The sequence below is a fragment of the Nocardioides seonyuensis genome, from assembly GCF_004683965.1.
Taxonomy (GTDB): Bacteria; Actinomycetota; Actinomycetes; order Propionibacteriales; family Nocardioidaceae; genus Nocardioides; species Nocardioides seonyuensis.
Genome location: NZ_CP038436.1, coordinates 943,085 through 960,715, shown reverse-complemented (window position 1 = coordinate 960,715; position 17,631 = coordinate 943,085). Strand labels below are relative to the sequence as shown.

Below are 17,631 nucleotides of genomic sequence, written 5' to 3'. Positions count from 1 at the left end.
GGACAATCGAGGGGTGAGCCTCCCCTCCTCCACCGACGTCCTCGTCGTCGGCGCCGGCCCAGCCGGATCGGCCGCGGCCGCCTGGGCGGCCCGAGCCGGCCTCGACGTGGTGCTGGTGGACGCGGCCGTGTTCCCGCGCGACAAGACCTGCGGCGACGGCCTGACCCCGCGTGCGATCGGCGAGCTGCAGCGACTGGGCCTCGAGGACTGGCTGCGTGCACACACGGTCAGCAAGGGCCTGCGGGCCCACGGCTTCGGTCAGACGCTCCACCTGCCCTGGGCCGTGCCCGGCAGCTCGCTGCCCGACTGGGGGTCCGCGGTGGCCCGCACCGAGCTCGACGACCACCTGCGCACCACGGCCATCAAGAGCGGCGCGCAGGCCATCGACGGTGCGCGCGCCGTCGGCGTACGCATGGAGGGCGAGCGGGTCGCGGCGGTGGAGTTTCGAGGCTCGCAAGCTCGCACCTCAACCAGCGAGGGCAGGGGCCCGGACTCCGACACGTTCGAGATCGCCTGCCGGCGGCTGGTCGTCGCCGACGGCGTGAGGTCCCCGCTGGGCAAGATGCTGGGGCGCGAGTGGCACCGCGACACCGTCTACGCGGTGGCAGGACGGTCCTACGTCGACTCCACGATGTCCGACGACCCCTGGATCAGCTCCCACCTGGAGCTGCGCGACGAGCACGGAGACATGGTCTCCGGCTACGGCTGGGTCTTCCCGCTGGGCAACGGCACGGTCAACCTCGGAGCCGGCACCCTGGCCACCAGCCGGCGTCCGGCCGAGGTGGCCATCAAGCCGCTCATGCAGACCTATGCCGACACCATCGGTGACGACTTCGGGCTCTCCGGCGAGCTCCGCATGCCCACCTCGGCGCTGCTGCCCATGGGCGGGGCGGTGTCAGGTGTCGCAGGGCCCAACTGGGCGCTGGTCGGGGACGCGGCAGCCTGCGTCAACCCGCTCAACGGCGAGGGCATCGACTACGGGCTCGAGACCGGACGGTTGGTGGCCGAGATGCTGGCCTCCCAGGAGCACCTGGGCGAGGCCTGGCGCTCGACCCTCGTCGAGCACTATGGCGAGGCCTTCTCGATCGCGCGTCGCCTCGCCGGGATCGCCACGGTGCCGCGTGTGGTGAGCGCGCTCGGCCCGGCTGGCATGCGCTCGGACTGGCTGATGACCCTGGCCTTGCGCTGGATGGGCAACCTCGTCGACGAGGCGGACCGCGACCGCGCCGCCCGGGTGTGGCGCTGGGCAGGTCGCCGGTCGATGGCCCGCGACGCGCGGCCGCCCTTCAGCTGAGGGCACTCCTGCGTCGCGACCAGCGGCTGCCCAGCGGGTTGGTGAGCGGCTCGAGGAGCCAGCGCACCGGGGGAGAGGCAAGGACCAGCGTGAGGGCGATCGCTCCGAGCGTCGTCAGGACGAAGCCGATCCCGATGTGGTCGGCGGTCCACTCGGTCCATCCCAGGGCCTTGGCGGTCTTCACGGCGAAGCCGTGGAAGAGGTAGACGACCATCGTGCCGGTGCCCATCGCGGTGAACCAGCCGAGGGAGCGGCGCGGGACCAGGGCCAGCACCGAGAAGGCGCCGATGAGCCCGAACATCATCACGGTCAGCCGGGTCTGGAAGACGATCTCGTTGTCGATCGGGATCTCGTCGTAGCCGGCGTCGTACCAGAGGAGGGCGGTCTTGGCCCAGGTGTCGGTGTAGCGCGCCATCGCTCCGATCCCGAGGAGCGCCGGGATGGCCGCAGCACGCACCCACACGTCGTCGAGTCGTGCGAGGTGGCGTGGCTTGAGGTGCAGGCCCAGGACGAAGAACGGAAGCAGGCCCAGGAACCTCGGGATCATCAGCAGGTCGGTGTTCCACAACCCGCCCACCAGGCTGACGACGACCGACGCCGGGAGGAACAGCCAGTGGAGCTTGAGGATCGGGGTGGCCAGCCGCCACATCAGGAGCACCACGAGGTACCACATCGTCCAGTGCGGGTTGAGCCACAGCAGGCCGGGCTCGGTCTCGTCGACCACGTGGACGCGGTAGTAGTAGAGCGCAGGCTCGAAGAGGAGGTAGGGGATCAGCAGCACGCTGACCAGGCTCTTGAAGCGGCGCCGGTCCCACTCGAAGGACTTGGACAGGTAGCCGCTGACGAAGACGAACGCCGGGATGTGCCACAGGTAGAGGAAGTCGTAGGCCCAGTGGGTGCCGTCGGTGCCCTCGAGCAGTCCCCACGAGTGGCCGACGACGACCGTCGTGATGAGCACGGTCTTCACGTTGTCCAGCCAAGGATCTCGGGAGGTCTGCGACACGGCGGTCACCGTACTTCACTAGGTTGGTGGCATGGGATCCCTGCCGAGGCGCCAGCGCGTGGCGGCCTATGCAGTGGTCCTGCGGGAGCACGAGGGTCGCACCGAGCTGCTGTTGAGCCGCCTCGCGCCCCGGATCAGCCGTCACGAGCTCTGGACGCTGCCCGGCGGCGGCCTGGACCACGGCGAGGACCCACGGGCCGCCCTCGTGCGCGAGGTCCACGAGGAGGCCGGGCTCCACGCCACCGTCGGTGAGACGGCGCGCGTCTACAGCGCGCACCTGCCCCGCTCGTCCCGCGACGGCCAGCTGGTCGACTTCCACGCGCTGCGCATCGTCTACGACGCCTGGGTCCCTGCGGATGCCCCCCCGCCGCGCGTGGTCGAGGTCAACGGGTCGACGGTCGAGGCCGCCTGGCACCCCCTGGCCGACGTGCTGTGGGGCAAGGTGCCCGTCGTCGCGATGGTCAGCGAGGCACTGCGCGACCACGGGCCGTTCCGGCAGCAGCGGGTGGCCGCCTACGCCGTCGTCAGGCGGGGTCTCGAGACAGGACTCCGCCCTTCCTCGACCAGCGGTGGCGGGGACATCCTCCTCACGCGACTCTCGGCGAGCGCCGCCCACCCGGGCCGGTGGACGTTGCCGGGCGGCGGGGTGGACCACGGCGAGCGACCCGCGGACGCCTTGGCCCGGGAGGTCGAGGAGGAGTGCGGGCTCTCCTGCGAGGTGGGCGCACTGCTCGACGTGCACGACACCCACTTCTCCGGCACCGCTCCTTCTGGCCGGCTGGAGGACTACCACGGAGTGCACCTGCTGTTCGCGGCGACCGTGGGCGACGGCGAGCCGCGCGTCACCGAGGTCGACGGCACGACTGACGCGGTTGCCTGGGTCCCCCTCGCTGACGTCGCGTCTGGCAGGGTCGAGGTGCTCGACGTCGTCACGCATGCTTTGGAGGTTGTCAGTGAGTGAGCAGGTCTTCACCTATGCCGCACCGGGGTTGAAGTTCGGACGGGGGGCGAGCAGCGAGATCGGCTGGGACGTCGCCAACCTCGGAGCCCGGCGGATCCTGCTGGTGACCGATCCCGGCGTGGCAGCCACGGGCCACCCGGCCCGGATCGCCGAGCAGGTGCGTGCCAGCGGCATCGACGTGGTGACCTACGAGCGGACCCACGTGGAGCCGACCGACGCGTCGATGGAGGACGCGATCGACTTCGGTCGCGCCGAGGGCCCCTTCGACGCCGTGGTGGCAGTCGGTGGTGGCTCGGTGATCGACACGGCCAAGGCGGTCAACCTGTTGCTCACCAACGACGGCGAGCTCATGGACTACGTGAACGCGCCGGTGGGAGGCGGCCGTGCCCCGGCACAGCCCTTGCTTCCGCTGATCGCTGTCCCGACCACGACCGGCACGGGCTCCGAGTCGACGACCATCTGCGTGCTCGACGTGCTGGCCCTGAAGGTGAAGACCGGCATCTCGCACGCGCGGCTGCGGCCCACCCTCGCGGTCGTCGACCCCGACCTCACCACGTCCCAACCCGCGATGGTGACCGCGTCATGCGGCATGGACATCCTCTGCCACGCGCTCGAGAGCTACACCGCTCGCTGGTACGCCGACTTCGATGCGAAGCAGCCCGGCCAGCGGGTGCCCTACTGCGGAGCGAACCCCATCGCCGACATGTGGTCGGAGAAGTCGTTGTCCCTGCTCGCCGGCTCCTTCCGCACGGCCGTGCGCGACGGGGAGGACCCCGACGCCCGGGAGCAGATGGCCCTGGCAGCCACCTTCGCCGGCCTCGGCTTCGGCAACGCCGGTGTGCACATTCCTCACGCGTGCGCCTACCCGATCGCCGGGAGGGTGCGCGACTACCGCCCGGCCGGCTACCCGCAGGACGAGGCGATGGTGCCCCACGGCATGGCCGTGGTCATGACGGCGCCGGCGGCCTTCGCCCTGACCTTCGAGGCCTCGCCGGAGCGCCACCGGCGGGCGGCCGAGCTGCTGGGTGGGGACGACCTGCCATCGGTGCTGCGCGAGCTGATGCGCGACGTCGGGCTGCCCAGCGGGCTGGCGGAGCTGGGCTACGGCGAGGGCGACGTCGACGACCTCGTCGAGGGAGCCCTGAAGCAGCAGCGGCTCCTGGCCACCGCACCCCTCCTCGTGCAGGCCGAAGACCTCGCTGGAGTGTTCCGGGGGTCGCTCGAGCACTGGTGAGGAGGTCCATGGCCGCCAGGGTCAGCTTCACCGGAGGGCACGACACAGCGGCGCCAGTTCGCGCGCTTCGTGTTCCCCGCCACGTGTACGGAGGTCCTGGCCGACACTCCAGTACAGGTGGAGTCGAACAAGTACTGTTCACCCGGGGTCCTGAAAAGCGCTCGCTCGTTGACATCCACCTGTGGAGAACCACCCTCGCGGCTCGCCGTGCTCCTAGCGTCGTCACGGTGAGCGACGACAATCCTGAGCGGCACCACGGACCCGAGCTGTGGACCGAGCGTCAAGCCACCGAGTACCTCAGGCTGCGGTGGACCGGACGGGACGCGACGCGCGCCGCGCTCAAGGCGGGCGTGGCGGGTGCGCCGATCAGGGTGCGCAACGCGCTTCTCTACCGGGCCGACGAGGTCCGCGCAGCGCTCGACCGAACGGCTCACCCCTGCGAGATCGCAGCGAGGGTGGACCGTCCGGTCTTTGTCGCACGGATGGCGCCGCGTGAAGCCGACCCGGAGAGCTCGTGGCGGACGTGGAGAGGTGCCGACGTCCTCGCCCCGCGCAACGAGCAGGTCGACGCAGCCCGGGCGTGGTGGCACCTGGGCGACAGGCTCTACGCGCTCGTCCGGGCACTGGCGAGCGCCAAGGGAATGCCGTTCGTGGTGAACTGCGGAGGAATCGTGGTGCTCGGCGCGGAGATCGTCGGAATGGACAGGGAGCTGGAGGCCGAGGGGATGGCGATCTCGAGGGCCCGACGCGATCAGGCAAGTTCGCGGCAGCCCTACACGCGGCTCGCGTCGGCATTCGTGTTGAGGGAGCCGGGACCGTGGTTCGAGGGCCAGTACGGTCGGCGCTGGAAGACCGGAGCCGGTGGTCCCTTCCGGGTCGTGGGACGATAGGGGCATGAATCCCCGCCACCGCAGACTCGTCATCCCGGTGGCACTGGGGGCGCTGATCCTCATCGTCGTCCTGGCCGCAGTCCTGTGACCACGGGAGCCGACGACGAGGCGTCAGTCGACCCGCTGGAGCCCGTGCGGGCGGCGTTGCTCGACGGCGACCGCCTCGTCCGGGCCCGAGCCTCCGGCCGTCGCCGGGGCGCGGAGGTGCCGATCGTCGCCGGTCGCGAGGTGCGCGGCATCGAGCTGCGGGTCGTCGACCTGAAGGCCGGTCGGCACCTGCAGGTCGAGTCCTTCGACGACACCCAGGCCCACACCGCCAACCATCTCCTCGGCCCGGCTGCCGCGACGCTCGTCGATGCGCTGCTCGCCGAGCCCTTCGCAAGCTGGCACGTGGAGACGACCACCCACGTCCACCAGGTGCGCGTCACGAAGAAGGGGCGGGCCCTGGTCTCGAGCCGGGCTCGGGCCTCGACCGCAGAGGTCGATCGCACCCACGACCGGGAGAAGGAGCGACTGCTGCCCGCGGGCCATCCCGTCCTGCGCGCCCTCGGCATCAGCGACGGCCAGGGGCGGATCAAGCCCACGCGGCAGGCGAAGCTCCGACAGGTCGAGGAGTTCCTCCGGCTGCTCGACGCGGCGCTCGGCGACGCGCTCGCGAAGGGACACCTCCGCACGCCGACGGCCGACGACCCGCTCCGCATCGTGGACCTCGGCTGCGGCAACGCCTACCTCACCTTCGCAGCGCATGCCCACCTCACCGGTGACCCCGCCGAGGGCGGCCTCGGGCTGCCGGTGCGCATGTCCGGTGTCGACGTGAAGCAGCAGTCGGCAGACCACAACGCCGACGTGGCCCGCGAGCTCGGCATCGAGGCCGACTTCGTCGTCGGCACCATCGGTGAGGCCTCGCTCGACCGCGACCCGGACGTCGTGCTCGCCCTCCATGCCTGCGACACCGCCACCGACGACGCTCTGGCGCGTGCAGTCGGGTGGAATGCCTCGCTCGTCCTGGCGGCACCCTGCTGCCACCACGACATCGCCGCCCAGCTGCGCGGGTCCCCACCGCCGGCTCCCTACTCGATGCTCACCCGTGACGGCATCCTGCGCGAGCGGTTCGCCGACACCCTCACCGATGCGCTGCGGGCGGCGTTGCTGCGACGCCGTGGCTACCGCGTCGACGTGGTGGAGTTCGTCGAGAGCGCGCACACCCCGCGCAACACGCTGCTGCGCGCCACCCGCGTGGGCCGCGGCCCGGCTGGCGCGGGCGCCGACGAGGAGTACGACGACCTGGTGGCCGCCTGGGCCGTGCGGCCACGCCTGGGGCAGCTGCTCGGCGATGGTTGACCTGAGGGCGGCCCTCGCGACGGCCGTGCTGGCAGCGCCCTTCGTGGCTGGGGCCGCCACGGGCGCGGAGTCACCGACGTCCGAGGTGGCATTCACGTTCACCGACCCCGCCATCGTGGAGTCGAGCGGGCTGGCGGTCCTGGGCGACTCGGTCGTAACGACCAATGACTCAGGCGACTCCGCCCGTGTCTTCGTGGTCGATCCCGCCACCGGTCGGACGACGGCACAGGTCACGTGGGACGCGGACCCATCCGACGTCGAGGCCCTGGCGCCCGCGGGCCGCGGCAGCGTCTGGGTGGGCGACATCGGCGACAACCGCGATGCCCGGCCCTCCGTCAGCGTGACCCGTCTGGACGTGACCGGAGGTGGTGGTGCGACGTCCTACGAGCTGCGCCATCCCGAGCACCCGTACGACGCCGAGGCGCTGCTCACCCATCCGGTCACCGGACAGCTGTTCGTGGTGACCAAGGGGACGTTCGCCGGGATGGTGCTGAAGGCGCCGCTCGAGCTGGACGAGGACGGCGTCAACGACCTCACGGAAGTGGGCCGGACCCCGGGGATCGTGACCGACGCAGCCTTCCTCCCGGGTGGGGGAGCCGTCGTCGTGCGGACCTACTCGCGTGCTGTGGTGCTGGCCTACCCGTCCTGGCAGGTGGTCGAGGGGTGGGACCTCCCCGACCAGGACCAGGGCGAGGGCCTCGCCGTCGACGGCGCTGACCTGCTGATCTCGAGCGAGGGCCTGCGCTCCGACGTCCTCCGGGTGCCGTTGCCCGCCGCAGCGCTGGCCGCCGACGTGGCGGGAAGCCCCTTCTGGGCGGTGTGGCGAGTGGTGCGGATCGCCGTCCCAGCCCTCGCTGGTTGAGGCTCAGTCGAGGGCGCGGTCGAGCGCAGCCTGCACGTGCAGTGTGGTGCACGGGAAGACTGGCAGCTCCACGTCGGCCTGCTTGACCAGCAGCTCCAGCTCGGTGCAGCCCAGCAGCACGCCGCCGGCGCCGGCGTCCCACAGCTCCTCGATGATCGAGACGACGCGGCTGCGGGTGCGGGGGAGGACCAGGCCGTGGACGAGCTCCTCGTAGATCGCGTCGTTGAGGAAGTCGTGGTGTCGCTCGTCGGGAACGATGACCTCGAGCTCGTGGGTGGCGAGCCGGTCGATGAAGAAGGACTCCGACATCGCCACCTTGGTGCCGATGAGGCCGACCTTGCTCATGCCCTGCTCGCGGCACGCGTCTGCGACGACGTCGGCCAGGTGCAGCAGCGGGATGTCCACCGCGGCCGCGACCTGGTCGGCGACCTTGTGGAACGTCGTGGTGCACAGCAGCAGGAAGTCGGCACCCGCGCGCTCCACGCTCCTGCCGGCCTCGGCCAGCAGCACGCCGATCTGGTCCCACCTCTCGTCGTCCTCGAGGTCGGTCAGCTCGGCGAAGTCGACGGTGGTGAGAGCGAGCTTGGGGGAGGAGAGGCCCCCGAGCCGCTCCTGCACGCCGATGTTGAGGTCGCGGTAGTAGACCGCGCTGCTCTCCCAGCTCATGCCGCCGATGAGGCCGATCGTCTTCACGTCGGAATCCTCGCACAGCCCGGCAGGCGGCAGCCTCAGGTGCGGTGGACCTTGTGGGCCGCGGCCTGGGCGCGAGGCTTGATGACCAGCTCGTCGATGTCGACGTGGGAGGGGCGGGTGGCGATCCAGGCGATGGCGTCGGCCACGTCCTCGGCGAGCAGTGGCTGGTCGACCCCGGCGTAGACCGCTTCGGCCCTCTCCCGGTCGCCCTCGAAGCGCACCAGCGAGAACTCCTCGGTGTGCACCATCCCGGGCGCCACCTCCGAGACCCGGATGGGCTCGCCGTTGAGCTCGAGGCGCAGGGTCTCGGTGAGGACCCGCAGGGCGTGCTTGGCGGCGGTGTAGCCGCCACCGCCCTCGTAGGCCCAGCGCCCGGCGGTCGAGCCGAGGTTGACGACCAGCCCATCGCCGCTGGCGCGCAGCGCGGGGAGCAGCGCCTGGGTGACCTGGACGACTCCGATGACGTTGACGTCGTACATGCGCCGCCACGCCTGCGGGTCCGACTCCTCCACCGTCTCGCTCCCGAACGCGCCGCCGGCGTTGTTGACCAGCACGTGGCACGTCTCGACCGCCGCGGCCAGGGCGGACAGGGAACGCGGGTCGGTGACGTCGCAGGTGACGGCGGTGCCGTCGATCTCGGCGGCGAGCGCCTCGATCCGGTCGGTGCGGCGTGCCGCGCACACGACGTGGAAGCCCTGCCCGGCGAGGGCGCGGGCGGTGGCGGCGCCGATGCCGCTCGAGGCGCCGGTGACGACGGCAGTACGACGAGGCTGCTGAGTGGTCATGGGGACATCGTGGCAGGATCCCCGACCGTGACGATCATCGCCGCCGCGGACGGATCCGCCCTGGGCAACCCCGGCCCTGCCGGTTGGGGCTGGTACGTCGACGACGCCCGCTGGGCGTCGGGCGGATGGGCCCACGGCACCAACAACATGGGCGAGCTGATGGCGGTCCTCGACCTGCTCCAGCAGAGCGCCCACCTCGACGACGACCTCCTCGTGTTCTGCGACAGCCGCTACGTCATCGACGCGATCACCAAGTGGATGCCGGGCTGGAAGCGCAACGGCTGGGTGAAGAAGGACCGCAAGCCGGTGCTCAACGTCGAGCTCATGAAGGCGCTCGACGAGGCTATGCAGGGCCGGCGGGACAGGGTCCGCTTCGAGTGGGTCAAGGGCCACGCCGGCCATGAGCTCAATGAGGCAGCCGACCGGCTCGCCAACGCCGCGGCGCTGGCGTTCAAGGAGGGGCGAGAGCCCGAGGCCGGCCCCGGCTTCGCCGGCAGCACGACGTCCCACCCGGCGGCTGCGGTCGGGCAGGTCGTCACCGAGCCCGACCTCTTCAGCGACCTCGACGAGGAACAGGTCCCGAGCGACGAGGAGCAGGTGATCGCGCTCGAACGCGCGCTGCTCACCGACGAGGTGCGTTCGGACCGGGCCAGCGTGGCCGCACTGCTGCACCCCCAGTGGCAGGAGGTGGGGGCCTCCGGCGTGCTCTGGGAGCGCGAGGCGCTCCTCGAGCGGATCGGGCCGTTGCCCTCGCCGGTCACCCTCGACGTCCTCACCGTCTCCAAGCCCGCACCGGACCTTGTGCTGCTCGTGTGGCGGGCCTCCACCGACGAGCGCACCACGCTGCGCAGCTCGCTGTGGACCCGCGGCCGCGGGGGGTGGCAGCAGCTCTTCCACCAGGGCACGCACGAGGCCTGAGTTCCGCGTCACGTTGGCTCAGGTAAGGCTAACCTTCTAAGATCGGTCGGTGACCACTCTCCCCGACCTGCTGCGCGGCCATGCGCTGGTCGAGCACCTGACGCGCCAAGGTGCTCACCCGGCCCTGCGCCAGGGGAAGGAGTCGGTGACGTACGCCGACCTGGCCGACCGTGTCTCCGACGTGGCCGAGGCCTATGCCGGCGGGCGCCGACTGGTGCTCCTGACCCCGCGCAACGACGTCGCCTCGGTCGTGGAGTACCTCGGGGCGATGGCTGCGGGGCAGGTCGTCCTCATGTGCGCCCCGGCGTCCCGCGACGCCCTCGTGGCGGCGTACGACCCCGACGTGGTCGCCAGTGGCGTTGCGCGCGAGTGGCGCCGCGAGGGCAGTGTCCACGACCTGCACCCCGACCTTGCTCTCCTGCTGTCCACGAGCGGTTCCACGGGATCGCCCAAGCTCGTCCGGCTCTCCCGTGACGGGCTGGTGGCCAACGCGCGTGCCATCGCCGCGAGCCTGCACGTGCGCGAGGACGACCTCGCGGCGCTCAACCTGCCGCTCCACTACTGCTACGGCCTGTCGGTGCTCCACAGCCACCTGCTCCGGGGCGCCGCGCTCCTGCTCAGCGAGGCGTCGGTGACCGACGAGGACTTCTGGCAACAGGCGCGCGACGTCACCACCCTGGCCGGCGTGCCCCACACCTTCGACCTCCTCGAGCGTGGCGGCTTCGCGGAGCGGGACCTCCCGCGACTGCGCTACCTCACCCAGGCAGGTGGCCGCCTCGCCCCGGAGCGCGTGCGGGCGTGGGCCGAACTCGGACGCGAGCGGGGGTGGGACTTCGTGGTGATGTACGGCCAGACCGAGGCCACCTCACGCCTCTCCGTCCTGCCTCCCGACCGGGTCCTCGACGCCCCCACCAGCATCGGGCTCCCCATCGACGAGGTGACCTTCACCCTCGCCCCGGCCGACCACCCCGACGCCGACGTCGGCGAGCTCGTGGCGCGCGGACCGGGCGTCATGCTCGGCTACGCGGAGTCCCCCGCCGACCTGGCCCTGGGCCGGACGACGCACGCCCTCCACACCGGCGACCTCGCCCGCCGTCGTGACGACGGGCTGTGGGAGATCGTCGGACGTCGCAGCCGCTTCGCCAAGGTGTGCGGGTTGCGGATCGACCTCGACCACGTCGAGCGGAGCCTCGCTGCGGAGGGTTTCGTGACGGCCGCCGCCGACGGGGGCGACCGGGTCGTCCTGGGCGTCGCCTGCGAAGCACGCGCGGTCGACGTAGCGGCCGTCGAGGCTGCGGCGACCCGCGTGTGCGGTCTGGCGCCGACCGGGGTCTGCGTCGTCACCGTGCCGGACCTGCCGCGACTGGCCAACGACAAGGTCGACTACCGCGGGGTGCTGGCCGCCGTCGCGGTGCCCGCGCAGCGATCCTCGAAACCGAGGATGTCGCCCGCCACCGCCGCCGACATCGTGGGGCTCTACGCCCGGCTCCTGCGGCGCCCCGACGCCCGGCCGACCGACTCGTTCGTCTCCCTCGGGGGCGACTCGTTGTCCTACGTCGAGGTGTCGCTGCGCCTCGAGGCGCTCCTCGGCGACCTGCCGGCAGGATGGCCCCACACGCCGGCCGCAGCGCTGGCCGACGCGCCGCTCGCGCGGCGCCGGCGCGGGACCCTCGTCGAGACCAACGTCGTCATGCGGGCCCTGGCGATCCTCACCATCGTGGCGACCCACGCCAACGCGTTCGGCCTGCTCGGTGGCGCCCACCTCCTGATCGCCATCGCCGGCTTCAACCTGGCCCGGTTCCAGCTCACCGGCGCCTCGCGCCCACAGCGGACGCGACGGATCCTCACCTCGGCCGCGCGGGTCGCCGTACCCTCCGCCCTCGTGATCGGCGTCTTCTCGCTCGTCGGCCTCTGGGCCGAGGGGCTGACCTGGCGGCAGGTGCTGCTGGTCAACGGCCTCACGTCGGCCAGCTGGAGCGAGCCCGGCTGGTACTTCTGGTTCATCGAGGCGCTCGTGCACACGCTCGTGCTCCTCGCGCTGTTCCTCTCGATCCCCCGGGTGGACGCGCTGGAACGGGCCCGCCCGTTCGCCTTCCCGATGGGACTCGTGGCGGTGGCGATGCTGACCCGCTACGACGTGATCAACGTCCCCGGGGACGCCGAGCACCGCGCCCACGTGATCTTCTGGCTCTTCGCGCTCGGGTGGGCGGCCGCGCGGGCGGGCTCCACCCGCCAACGCCTGCTGGTCAGCGTGGTCACCGTCGTCACCATGGTCGGTGCCTTCCCCCAGTGGGAGCGCGACGCCTACGTGGCGCTGGGGATGCTGGCGCTGGTGTGGGTGCCGCGCGTGCGGGTCCCGCGGGCGGTCGCGGGAGTCGCGGGGGTCCTCGCTGCGGCCTCCCTGTGGATCTACCTCACCCACTGGCAGGTCTACCCCCACCTGGAGGGTTCGTGGCCGTGGCTGGCCCTGGCCCTCTCGCTCCTCGTGGGCGTGGTGCTCTCCGGAGCGGCCACGCGGCTCGAGCGCCTGGTGCTGCGCCGCTGACGGGAATGACTTCGATGCTGCAGGACGTTGAGCCCTGCGGTGCCGTCGACAGCGAGGAGTCCACGTGGGTGACAGGGTTGCCATGATCAGCCTGCACACCTCGCCACTGGACCAGCCCGGCACCGGTGATGCGGGCGGGATGAACGTCTACGTCGTCGAGCTCTCACGCAGGCTCGCCCAGCGTGGCATCAGCGTCGACGTCTTCACCCGGGCGACCTCGTCGAGGCTGCCCCCAGTGGTCGAGGCCGCCGAGGGCGTGCTCGTGCGTCACGTGGCCGCAGGCCCCTTCGAAGGACTCACCAAGGGCGAGCTCCCCGGTCAGCTGTGCACGTTCGCGCGGGAGGTGCTGCGTGCCGAGGTGTCCCACCCGGTGGGCCACTACGACGTCGTCCACTCGCACTACTGGCTCTCCGGCCAGGTCGGCGCGCTGGCGCGTGACCGCTGGCAGGTCCCGCTCGTGCACTCGATGCACACCATGGCCAAGGTCAAGAACGCCGCGCTCGCCGAGGGTGACACCCCGGAGCCGGCCGCACGGCTGATCGGCGAGGAGCAGGTCGTCGAGGCGGCCGACCTCCTGGTCGCCAACACCGCGCTCGAGCGCCAGCAGCTCGTCGACCTCTACGACGCCGACCCGGCCCGCGTGGCCGTCGTGCACCCGGGGGTCGACCTGTCGGTGTTCCGGCCGCGGGACCGGTCAGAGACCCGGCGCGAGCTGGGCCTGCCCGAGGACGCGGTGGTCCTCCTCTTCGCCGGCCGCATCCAGCCGTTGAAGGCGCCTGACGTGCTGCTCCGGGCCGTGGCGGTGCTGCTCGACGACGACCCGTCGTTGCGCCAGCGGATCGTCGTACCCGTGGTGGGCGGACCTTCGGGCACCGGCCTGGAGCACCCCGACTCGCTGGCCGAGCTCGCCGCCGAGCTGGGCATCAGCGACGTCGTGCGCTTCATCCCTCCGGTCACCCAGCCCGATCTGGCGACGTGGTGTGCCGCAGCCACCGCGGTCGCCGTTCCGTCCTACAACGAGTCGTTCGGCCTGGTGGCCGTCGAGGCGCAGGCCACCGGCACCCCGGTGGTCGCCGCGGCCGTCGGCGGCCTGACGACGGTCGTGTCCGACGGTGAGAGCGGGCTCCTCGTCGAGGGCCACGACCCCCGTGACTGGGCGGCGGCGCTGCGACGGCTCGTCGACGAGCCCGACCTGCTCGCCCGCCTGCAGCGGGGGGCGCGGGTGCAGGCGGCGGAGTTCTCGTGGGAGCGCACCGCCACCCGGACCCTCGCGGCCTACGAGGCGGCCCACCACCTGATGCGTGCTGAGATGGCCTCATGACGACGGTGGAGACGGTGCGCGGCTACCTCACCGACAACGAGATCGAGTTCGAGGAGACACAGGCCGGAGCAGGCGGCGACGTGAGCTTCTCGCTGGCGCTGCCGGGCGAGAAGAAGCTGCAGACCCCCGTCCGGCTCGACGTGGGGGCGCACGCCCTGGGCGTGCACGCCTTCGTGTGCCGCAACCCCGACGAGAACCACCACCGGGTCTACCGCTGGCTGCTCGAGCGGAACCTGCGGATGTACGCCGTCTCCTTCGCCGTCGACCGCACCGGCGACATCTACCTGGAGGCCCGTCTGCCGCTCGCCTCGGTCACCCCCGATGAGCTCGACCGGATCCTCGGCTCGGTCCTCGCCAACGCCGACGAGTCCTTCAACGCCATCCTCGAGCTGGGCTTCGCCACCTCCATCCGCAAGGAGTGGGAGTGGCGGGTCTCCCGAGGTGAGTCCACGCGCAACCTCGAGGCCTTCCGGGGCTGGCTCGAGGCGGGCGTGGACCCCGATCCCCCTAGCTGACCGGCCGCGGCGTGCGGCGGGCCAGCAGCACTCCTGCGATGCACATGACCCCGCCGACGAAGGCCAGCGGCGGCGGCACCTCGTCCAGGAGCAGCCACGCCATCAACGAGGCGATGAATGGCACGAGGAACGTCGACTGCGCGAACTTGCCCGCGTCGGCGTGGGAGAGGGCATAGGCCCACGCCACGAACGCCACGGCCGACGGCAGCACGCCGAGGTAGAGGATCCAGCCGAGAGTGTCGTACGACGCCTCGCCGAGGACGTCGTAGGCCTCACCGGCCCAGGGCAGGCAGACGACCGTGCCCACGACGGCGTACCAGAACGTCAGCTCCAACGGCCGCATCGTGGCGAGCAGCTTCTTCTGGGTGAGCACCCCGATCGCGAAGGTCAGTGCCGCGACGACCGAGAGCAGCACCCCGACGAGGTCGCCGTTCTCGCCCTGTGACGAACCGGTCCCGATGACGGCGACGCCGGCGAACCCGACCGCCATGCCGATCAGCAGCCAGCGGGTCATGCGCTCGCCCAGCAGGATGGTGGCCAGGAGCCCGACCAGGATCGGTCCGATCTGGATGATCAGTGCCGCGGTGCCGGCGTCGATCCGGCGCTCGGACTCGTTGAGCGCCAGGTTGTAGACCCCGAACCAGCTCGCCCCGCCGGCCAGCACGAGGGGCCACTCCCGGCGGCTCGGCACGCGGGGGAGTCGCCCCTTGAGCAGCGCGAGCAGGGCAGCGGCCATCACCAGCAGGCGCGCCAGGGAGAGGGTGCCGGGCGGGACGGTCTCGCCGAGGTGCCTGATGCCGACGAACGCGCTCGCCCACAGCACCAGCGTGAGGGCCACCGCAGCGAGGGGGAGCCAGGTGCGCGACGGAGGGGCGATCGTCCTTGAAGGCGTGGCCGCCGGCTCGGGCGCGGGCCCGGCGCCGGTGGGGGTGTCAGTCGTCGTCACGACCCAAGCGTAGGGACGGCGATGACAGACGGCGAGCGGATTTCGGACACCCAAGGCCGACATCCCGCCGAGTGGTGGCCCGGGATGGGTCGAAAGGACTATTGCCGTCGACCATCAATAAACAACAAGATAGTCCGTGTAAATAATCTCGAGCGTGGGGAGCAAGGTCATGTCAGGACATCAGTGGGTGGGGGCCGCGCTGGTCGGCATGGGCGTCGGACAGACCCGGCGCGCGGAGCACGCGGCGCGGACAGGACGGCACGTGCTGCCCGCCTCGACGAAGATCAAGGTCCTCGAGGTCTACTGCGGCAGCTGCCGGGTGCGCTACGACGCGCAGACCCAGGACCAGGAGTGCCGGGTCACGCTGCCGAGGTCGGCCTGAGCCCTGAGCCCCGGACTCAGAGGTCGAGCTTGTAGCCCAGGCCCCGCACGGTCACCAGGTGGACCGGAGTGCTCGGCTCGGGCTCGAGCTTGGCCCGCAGGCGCTTCACGTGCACGTCGAGGGTCTTGGTGTCGCCCACGTAGTCGGACCCCCACACCCGGTCGATCAGCTGGCCGCGTGTCAGCACGCGCCCCGGGTTGCGCAGGAACATCTCGAGCAGCTCGAACTCCTTCAGGGGCAGCCGCTGCTCGACTCCCGAGACCGTCACGACGTGGCGCTCGACATCCATGCGGACCGGCCCTGCCTCGAGGACGTCATCGTCCAGGGATGCCTCCGCGGCGCCGCGACGGAGCACGGCACGGATGCGGGCGACGAGCTCTCGCGGCGAGTAGGGCTTGGTGACGTAGTCGTCGGCGCCGAGCTCGAGCCCGACCACCTTGTCGACCTCGTCGTCCTTGGCGCTGACCATGATCACCGGGACGCTGGAGGTCTGGCGGATGGCGCGGCAGACCTCCGTGCCGGGCAACCCGGGCAGCATCAGGTCGAGCAGCACGATGTCGGCGCCGTGGCGCTCGAACTCGGCGAGCGCGGCGTGGCCGTCGGCCGCGATGGCCACCTCGTAGCCCTCCTTGCGGAGCATGTAGGCGAGGGCGTCGCTGTAGCTCTCCTCATCCTCGACGACGAGAACCCGGGTCACTTGTCTACCTCCTGCTTGTGGGTCGGCTGCGGCCCTGCGATCCGGGAGGAGGCGTGGCCGCCTCGGGGAAGGGTGAGGGTGAACGTGGAGCCCTGGCCCTCGACGGACCAGACGCTGACGTCTCCGCCGTGCGTCGCGGCGACGTGCTTGACGATGGAGAGCCCGAGCCCGGTGCCTCCTGTCGAGCGGTGGCGAGCGGGATCGACCCGGTAGAACCGCTCGAAGATCCGGTCGATCTCGACCGCCGGGATCCCGATGCCCTGGTCGAGGACCGAGACCTGCACCTGCTCGCCCACAGCCTTGGTCGTGACCACGACCCTGGAGCCCTCGGAGGAGTAGGCCACGGCGTTGGCGACCAGGTTGCTCACTGCGGCACCGATCTGCTCGGAGGAGCCGAAGACCTGCAGGCCGGCTTCGCCGTTGGTCACGACCTCGATCGACTTCGCTGCTGCCTCCATGGCGCTCGTGTCGACGGCAGTGGCGACGACCGCATCGAGCTCGACCATGACCGGGGTCTCGAGGGGGTCGTGGGCCTGGAGCCGCGACAGCTCGATGATCTGCTGCACCAGGTGGGTCAGCCGGTCACTCTCGGTGAGCATCCTGGAGGCGAACCGCTGGACGGCCTCGGGATCGTCGGACGCGTCGTCGACGGCCTCCGCCAGCAGGCGGATCGCGCCGACGGGGGTCTTGAGCTCGTGGCTGACGTTGGCGACGAAGTCGCGTCGCACGGCCTCCACGCGCTTCTCCCGGGTCCGGTCCTCGACCAGGCACAGGACCAGGCGCGATCCGAGGGGCGCCACCCGGGCGCTGACCGTTCGTGCCGCCGCCGGGTCGTTGCCCCGCAGCTCGAGCTCGCACTCGCGGATCTGGCCGTCACGGCGTACGTCGCTCACGAGCGTGCGGAGCTCCTGGACGAGCAGCTCCTGGCCGCGGACCAGGCCGAGGGCGTAGGCGGGAGCCGAGGCCTTGAGGACGCGCTCGTGCTCGTCGACCACGACCGCGCTCGAGCGCAGCACGCTCAGGACCGCGGCGACACCGGGGGGCACCGGAGGCTCGACCGACTGGGGGATCCGGCTGCGCTGCCGCTCGCTGATCCACCAGGCCAGCAACGCGGCGCCGGCGACGACCGCCCCCACGAGCGCGGCGAGAGCGCTCTGGGTCATCAGGTCCACGCGGCAATCGTACGCAGCGGAACCGTCGGGTCGTCCCCGCGAGGAGCGTCCTCGCCCACTGTTCACGTGGCG

General features: G+C 71.5%; 17 protein-coding genes. 11 read left to right on the top strand and 6 right to left on the bottom strand.

Annotated features, from left to right (window positions below; translation table 11 throughout):
* Positions 1–13: 13 nt before the first annotated feature.
* Positions 14–1,294, top strand: coding sequence for a geranylgeranyl reductase family protein (locus tag EXE58_RS04730; RefSeq protein ID WP_135266806.1), 1,281 nt, complete (start codon positions 14–16; stop codon positions 1,292–1,294).
* Here EXE58_RS04730 and EXE58_RS04725 read toward each other — a convergent pair.
* Complete coding sequence (locus EXE58_RS04725) at positions 1,287–2,297, bottom strand: acyltransferase family protein (RefSeq protein ID WP_279638262.1); 1,011 nt, start codon at positions 2,295–2,297, stop codon at positions 1,287–1,289. The genes EXE58_RS04730 and EXE58_RS04725 overlap by 8 nt on opposite strands.
* A gap of 31 nt (positions 2,298–2,328) precedes the next feature.
* On the opposite strand from EXE58_RS04725, the gene EXE58_RS04720 reads away from it, so the two are divergent.
* From EXE58_RS04720 to EXE58_RS04700, 5 genes are all read left to right on the top strand, one after another.
* On the top strand, positions 2,329–3,258 hold the full coding sequence (locus tag EXE58_RS04720) for an NUDIX hydrolase (RefSeq protein WP_135266804.1): 930 nt from the start codon (positions 2,329–2,331) through the stop codon (positions 3,256–3,258).
* Positions 3,251–4,492 carry a hydroxyacid-oxoacid transhydrogenase gene (locus EXE58_RS04715; protein WP_244242426.1) on the top strand — a complete coding sequence of 414 codons (1,242 nt, stop codon included), beginning with the start codon at positions 3,251–3,253 and terminating at the stop codon, positions 4,490–4,492. Before EXE58_RS04720 ends, EXE58_RS04715 begins: the two co-directional genes overlap by 8 nt.
* Before the next feature lie 227 nt (positions 4,493–4,719).
* A complete protein-coding gene (locus EXE58_RS04710; protein ID WP_135266802.1) occupies positions 4,720–5,382 on the top strand; it encodes a hypothetical protein in 663 nt (220 codons plus the stop codon).
* Between the two features lie 84 nt (positions 5,383–5,466).
* Positions 5,467–6,723 (top strand): class I SAM-dependent methyltransferase, encoded by a 1,257-nt coding sequence (locus tag EXE58_RS04705; RefSeq protein ID WP_208544129.1) that lies wholly within the window; start codon positions 5,467–5,469, stop codon positions 6,721–6,723.
* On the top strand, positions 6,716–7,585 hold the full coding sequence (locus EXE58_RS04700) for a hypothetical protein (protein ID WP_135266801.1): 870 nt from the start codon (positions 6,716–6,718) through the stop codon (positions 7,583–7,585). The genes EXE58_RS04705 and EXE58_RS04700 overlap by 8 nt, the downstream gene beginning before the upstream one ends.
* Positions 7,586–7,588: 3 nt before the next feature.
* On the opposite strand, the gene EXE58_RS04695 is transcribed toward EXE58_RS04700, so the two are convergent.
* Both EXE58_RS04695 and EXE58_RS04690 read right to left on the bottom strand, forming a co-directional pair.
* Positions 7,589–8,278 carry an aspartate/glutamate racemase family protein gene (locus tag EXE58_RS04695; protein ID WP_135266800.1) on the bottom strand — a complete coding sequence of 230 codons (690 nt, stop codon included), beginning with the start codon at positions 8,276–8,278 and terminating at the stop codon, positions 7,589–7,591.
* A gap of 35 nt (positions 8,279–8,313) precedes the next feature.
* Positions 8,314–9,063, bottom strand: coding sequence for an SDR family NAD(P)-dependent oxidoreductase (locus tag EXE58_RS04690; RefSeq protein ID WP_135266799.1), 750 nt, complete (start codon positions 9,061–9,063; stop codon positions 8,314–8,316).
* A gap of 27 nt (positions 9,064–9,090) precedes the next feature.
* On the opposite strand from EXE58_RS04690, the gene EXE58_RS04685 reads away from it, so the two are divergent.
* The 4 genes from EXE58_RS04685 (at position 9,091) to EXE58_RS04670 (ending at position 14,362) form a co-directional block, all read left to right on the top strand.
* Complete coding sequence (locus EXE58_RS04685) at positions 9,091–9,981, top strand: ribonuclease HI family protein (protein ID WP_135266798.1); 891 nt, start codon at positions 9,091–9,093, stop codon at positions 9,979–9,981.
* 49 nt (positions 9,982–10,030) lie between these two features.
* Positions 10,031–12,526, top strand: a complete 2,496-nt coding sequence (locus EXE58_RS04680; RefSeq protein ID WP_135266797.1) for an AMP-binding protein — start codon at positions 10,031–10,033, stop codon at positions 12,524–12,526.
* A gap of 64 nt (positions 12,527–12,590) precedes the next feature.
* Entirely contained in the window at positions 12,591–13,847 is a 1,257-nt protein-coding gene (gene mshA, locus EXE58_RS04675; RefSeq protein ID WP_244242425.1) for a D-inositol-3-phosphate glycosyltransferase, read from the top strand.
* Entirely contained in the window at positions 13,844–14,362 is a 519-nt protein-coding gene (locus EXE58_RS04670) for a type III secretion system chaperone family protein (RefSeq protein ID WP_135266796.1), read from the top strand. Before mshA ends, EXE58_RS04670 begins: the two co-directional genes overlap by 4 nt.
* Here EXE58_RS04670 and EXE58_RS04665 read toward each other — a convergent pair.
* Positions 14,355–15,308, bottom strand: a complete 954-nt coding sequence (locus tag EXE58_RS04665; protein ID WP_244242424.1) for a DMT family transporter — start codon at positions 15,306–15,308, stop codon at positions 14,355–14,357. The two genes, EXE58_RS04670 and EXE58_RS04665, sit on opposite strands and share 8 nt — an antisense overlap.
* A gap of 169 nt (positions 15,309–15,477) precedes the next feature.
* Between EXE58_RS04665 and EXE58_RS04660 the strand changes: the two genes are divergently transcribed.
* Positions 15,478–15,690 (top strand): hypothetical protein, encoded by a 213-nt coding sequence (locus tag EXE58_RS04660; protein ID WP_135266794.1) that lies wholly within the window; start codon positions 15,478–15,480, stop codon positions 15,688–15,690.
* Between the two features lie 16 nt (positions 15,691–15,706).
* On the opposite strand, the gene EXE58_RS04655 is transcribed toward EXE58_RS04660, so the two are convergent.
* Positions 15,707–16,387 carry a response regulator transcription factor gene (locus EXE58_RS04655; protein WP_135266793.1) on the bottom strand — a complete coding sequence of 227 codons (681 nt, stop codon included), beginning with the start codon at positions 16,385–16,387 and terminating at the stop codon, positions 15,707–15,709.
* The gene (locus EXE58_RS04650) at positions 16,384–17,550 is read right to left on the bottom strand and encodes a sensor histidine kinase (protein WP_135269425.1); all 1,167 of its coding nucleotides are present in this window, start codon (positions 17,548–17,550) and stop codon (positions 16,384–16,386) included. The genes EXE58_RS04655 and EXE58_RS04650 overlap by 4 nt, the downstream gene beginning before the upstream one ends.
* Between the last annotated feature and the right edge of the window lie 81 nt (positions 17,551–17,631).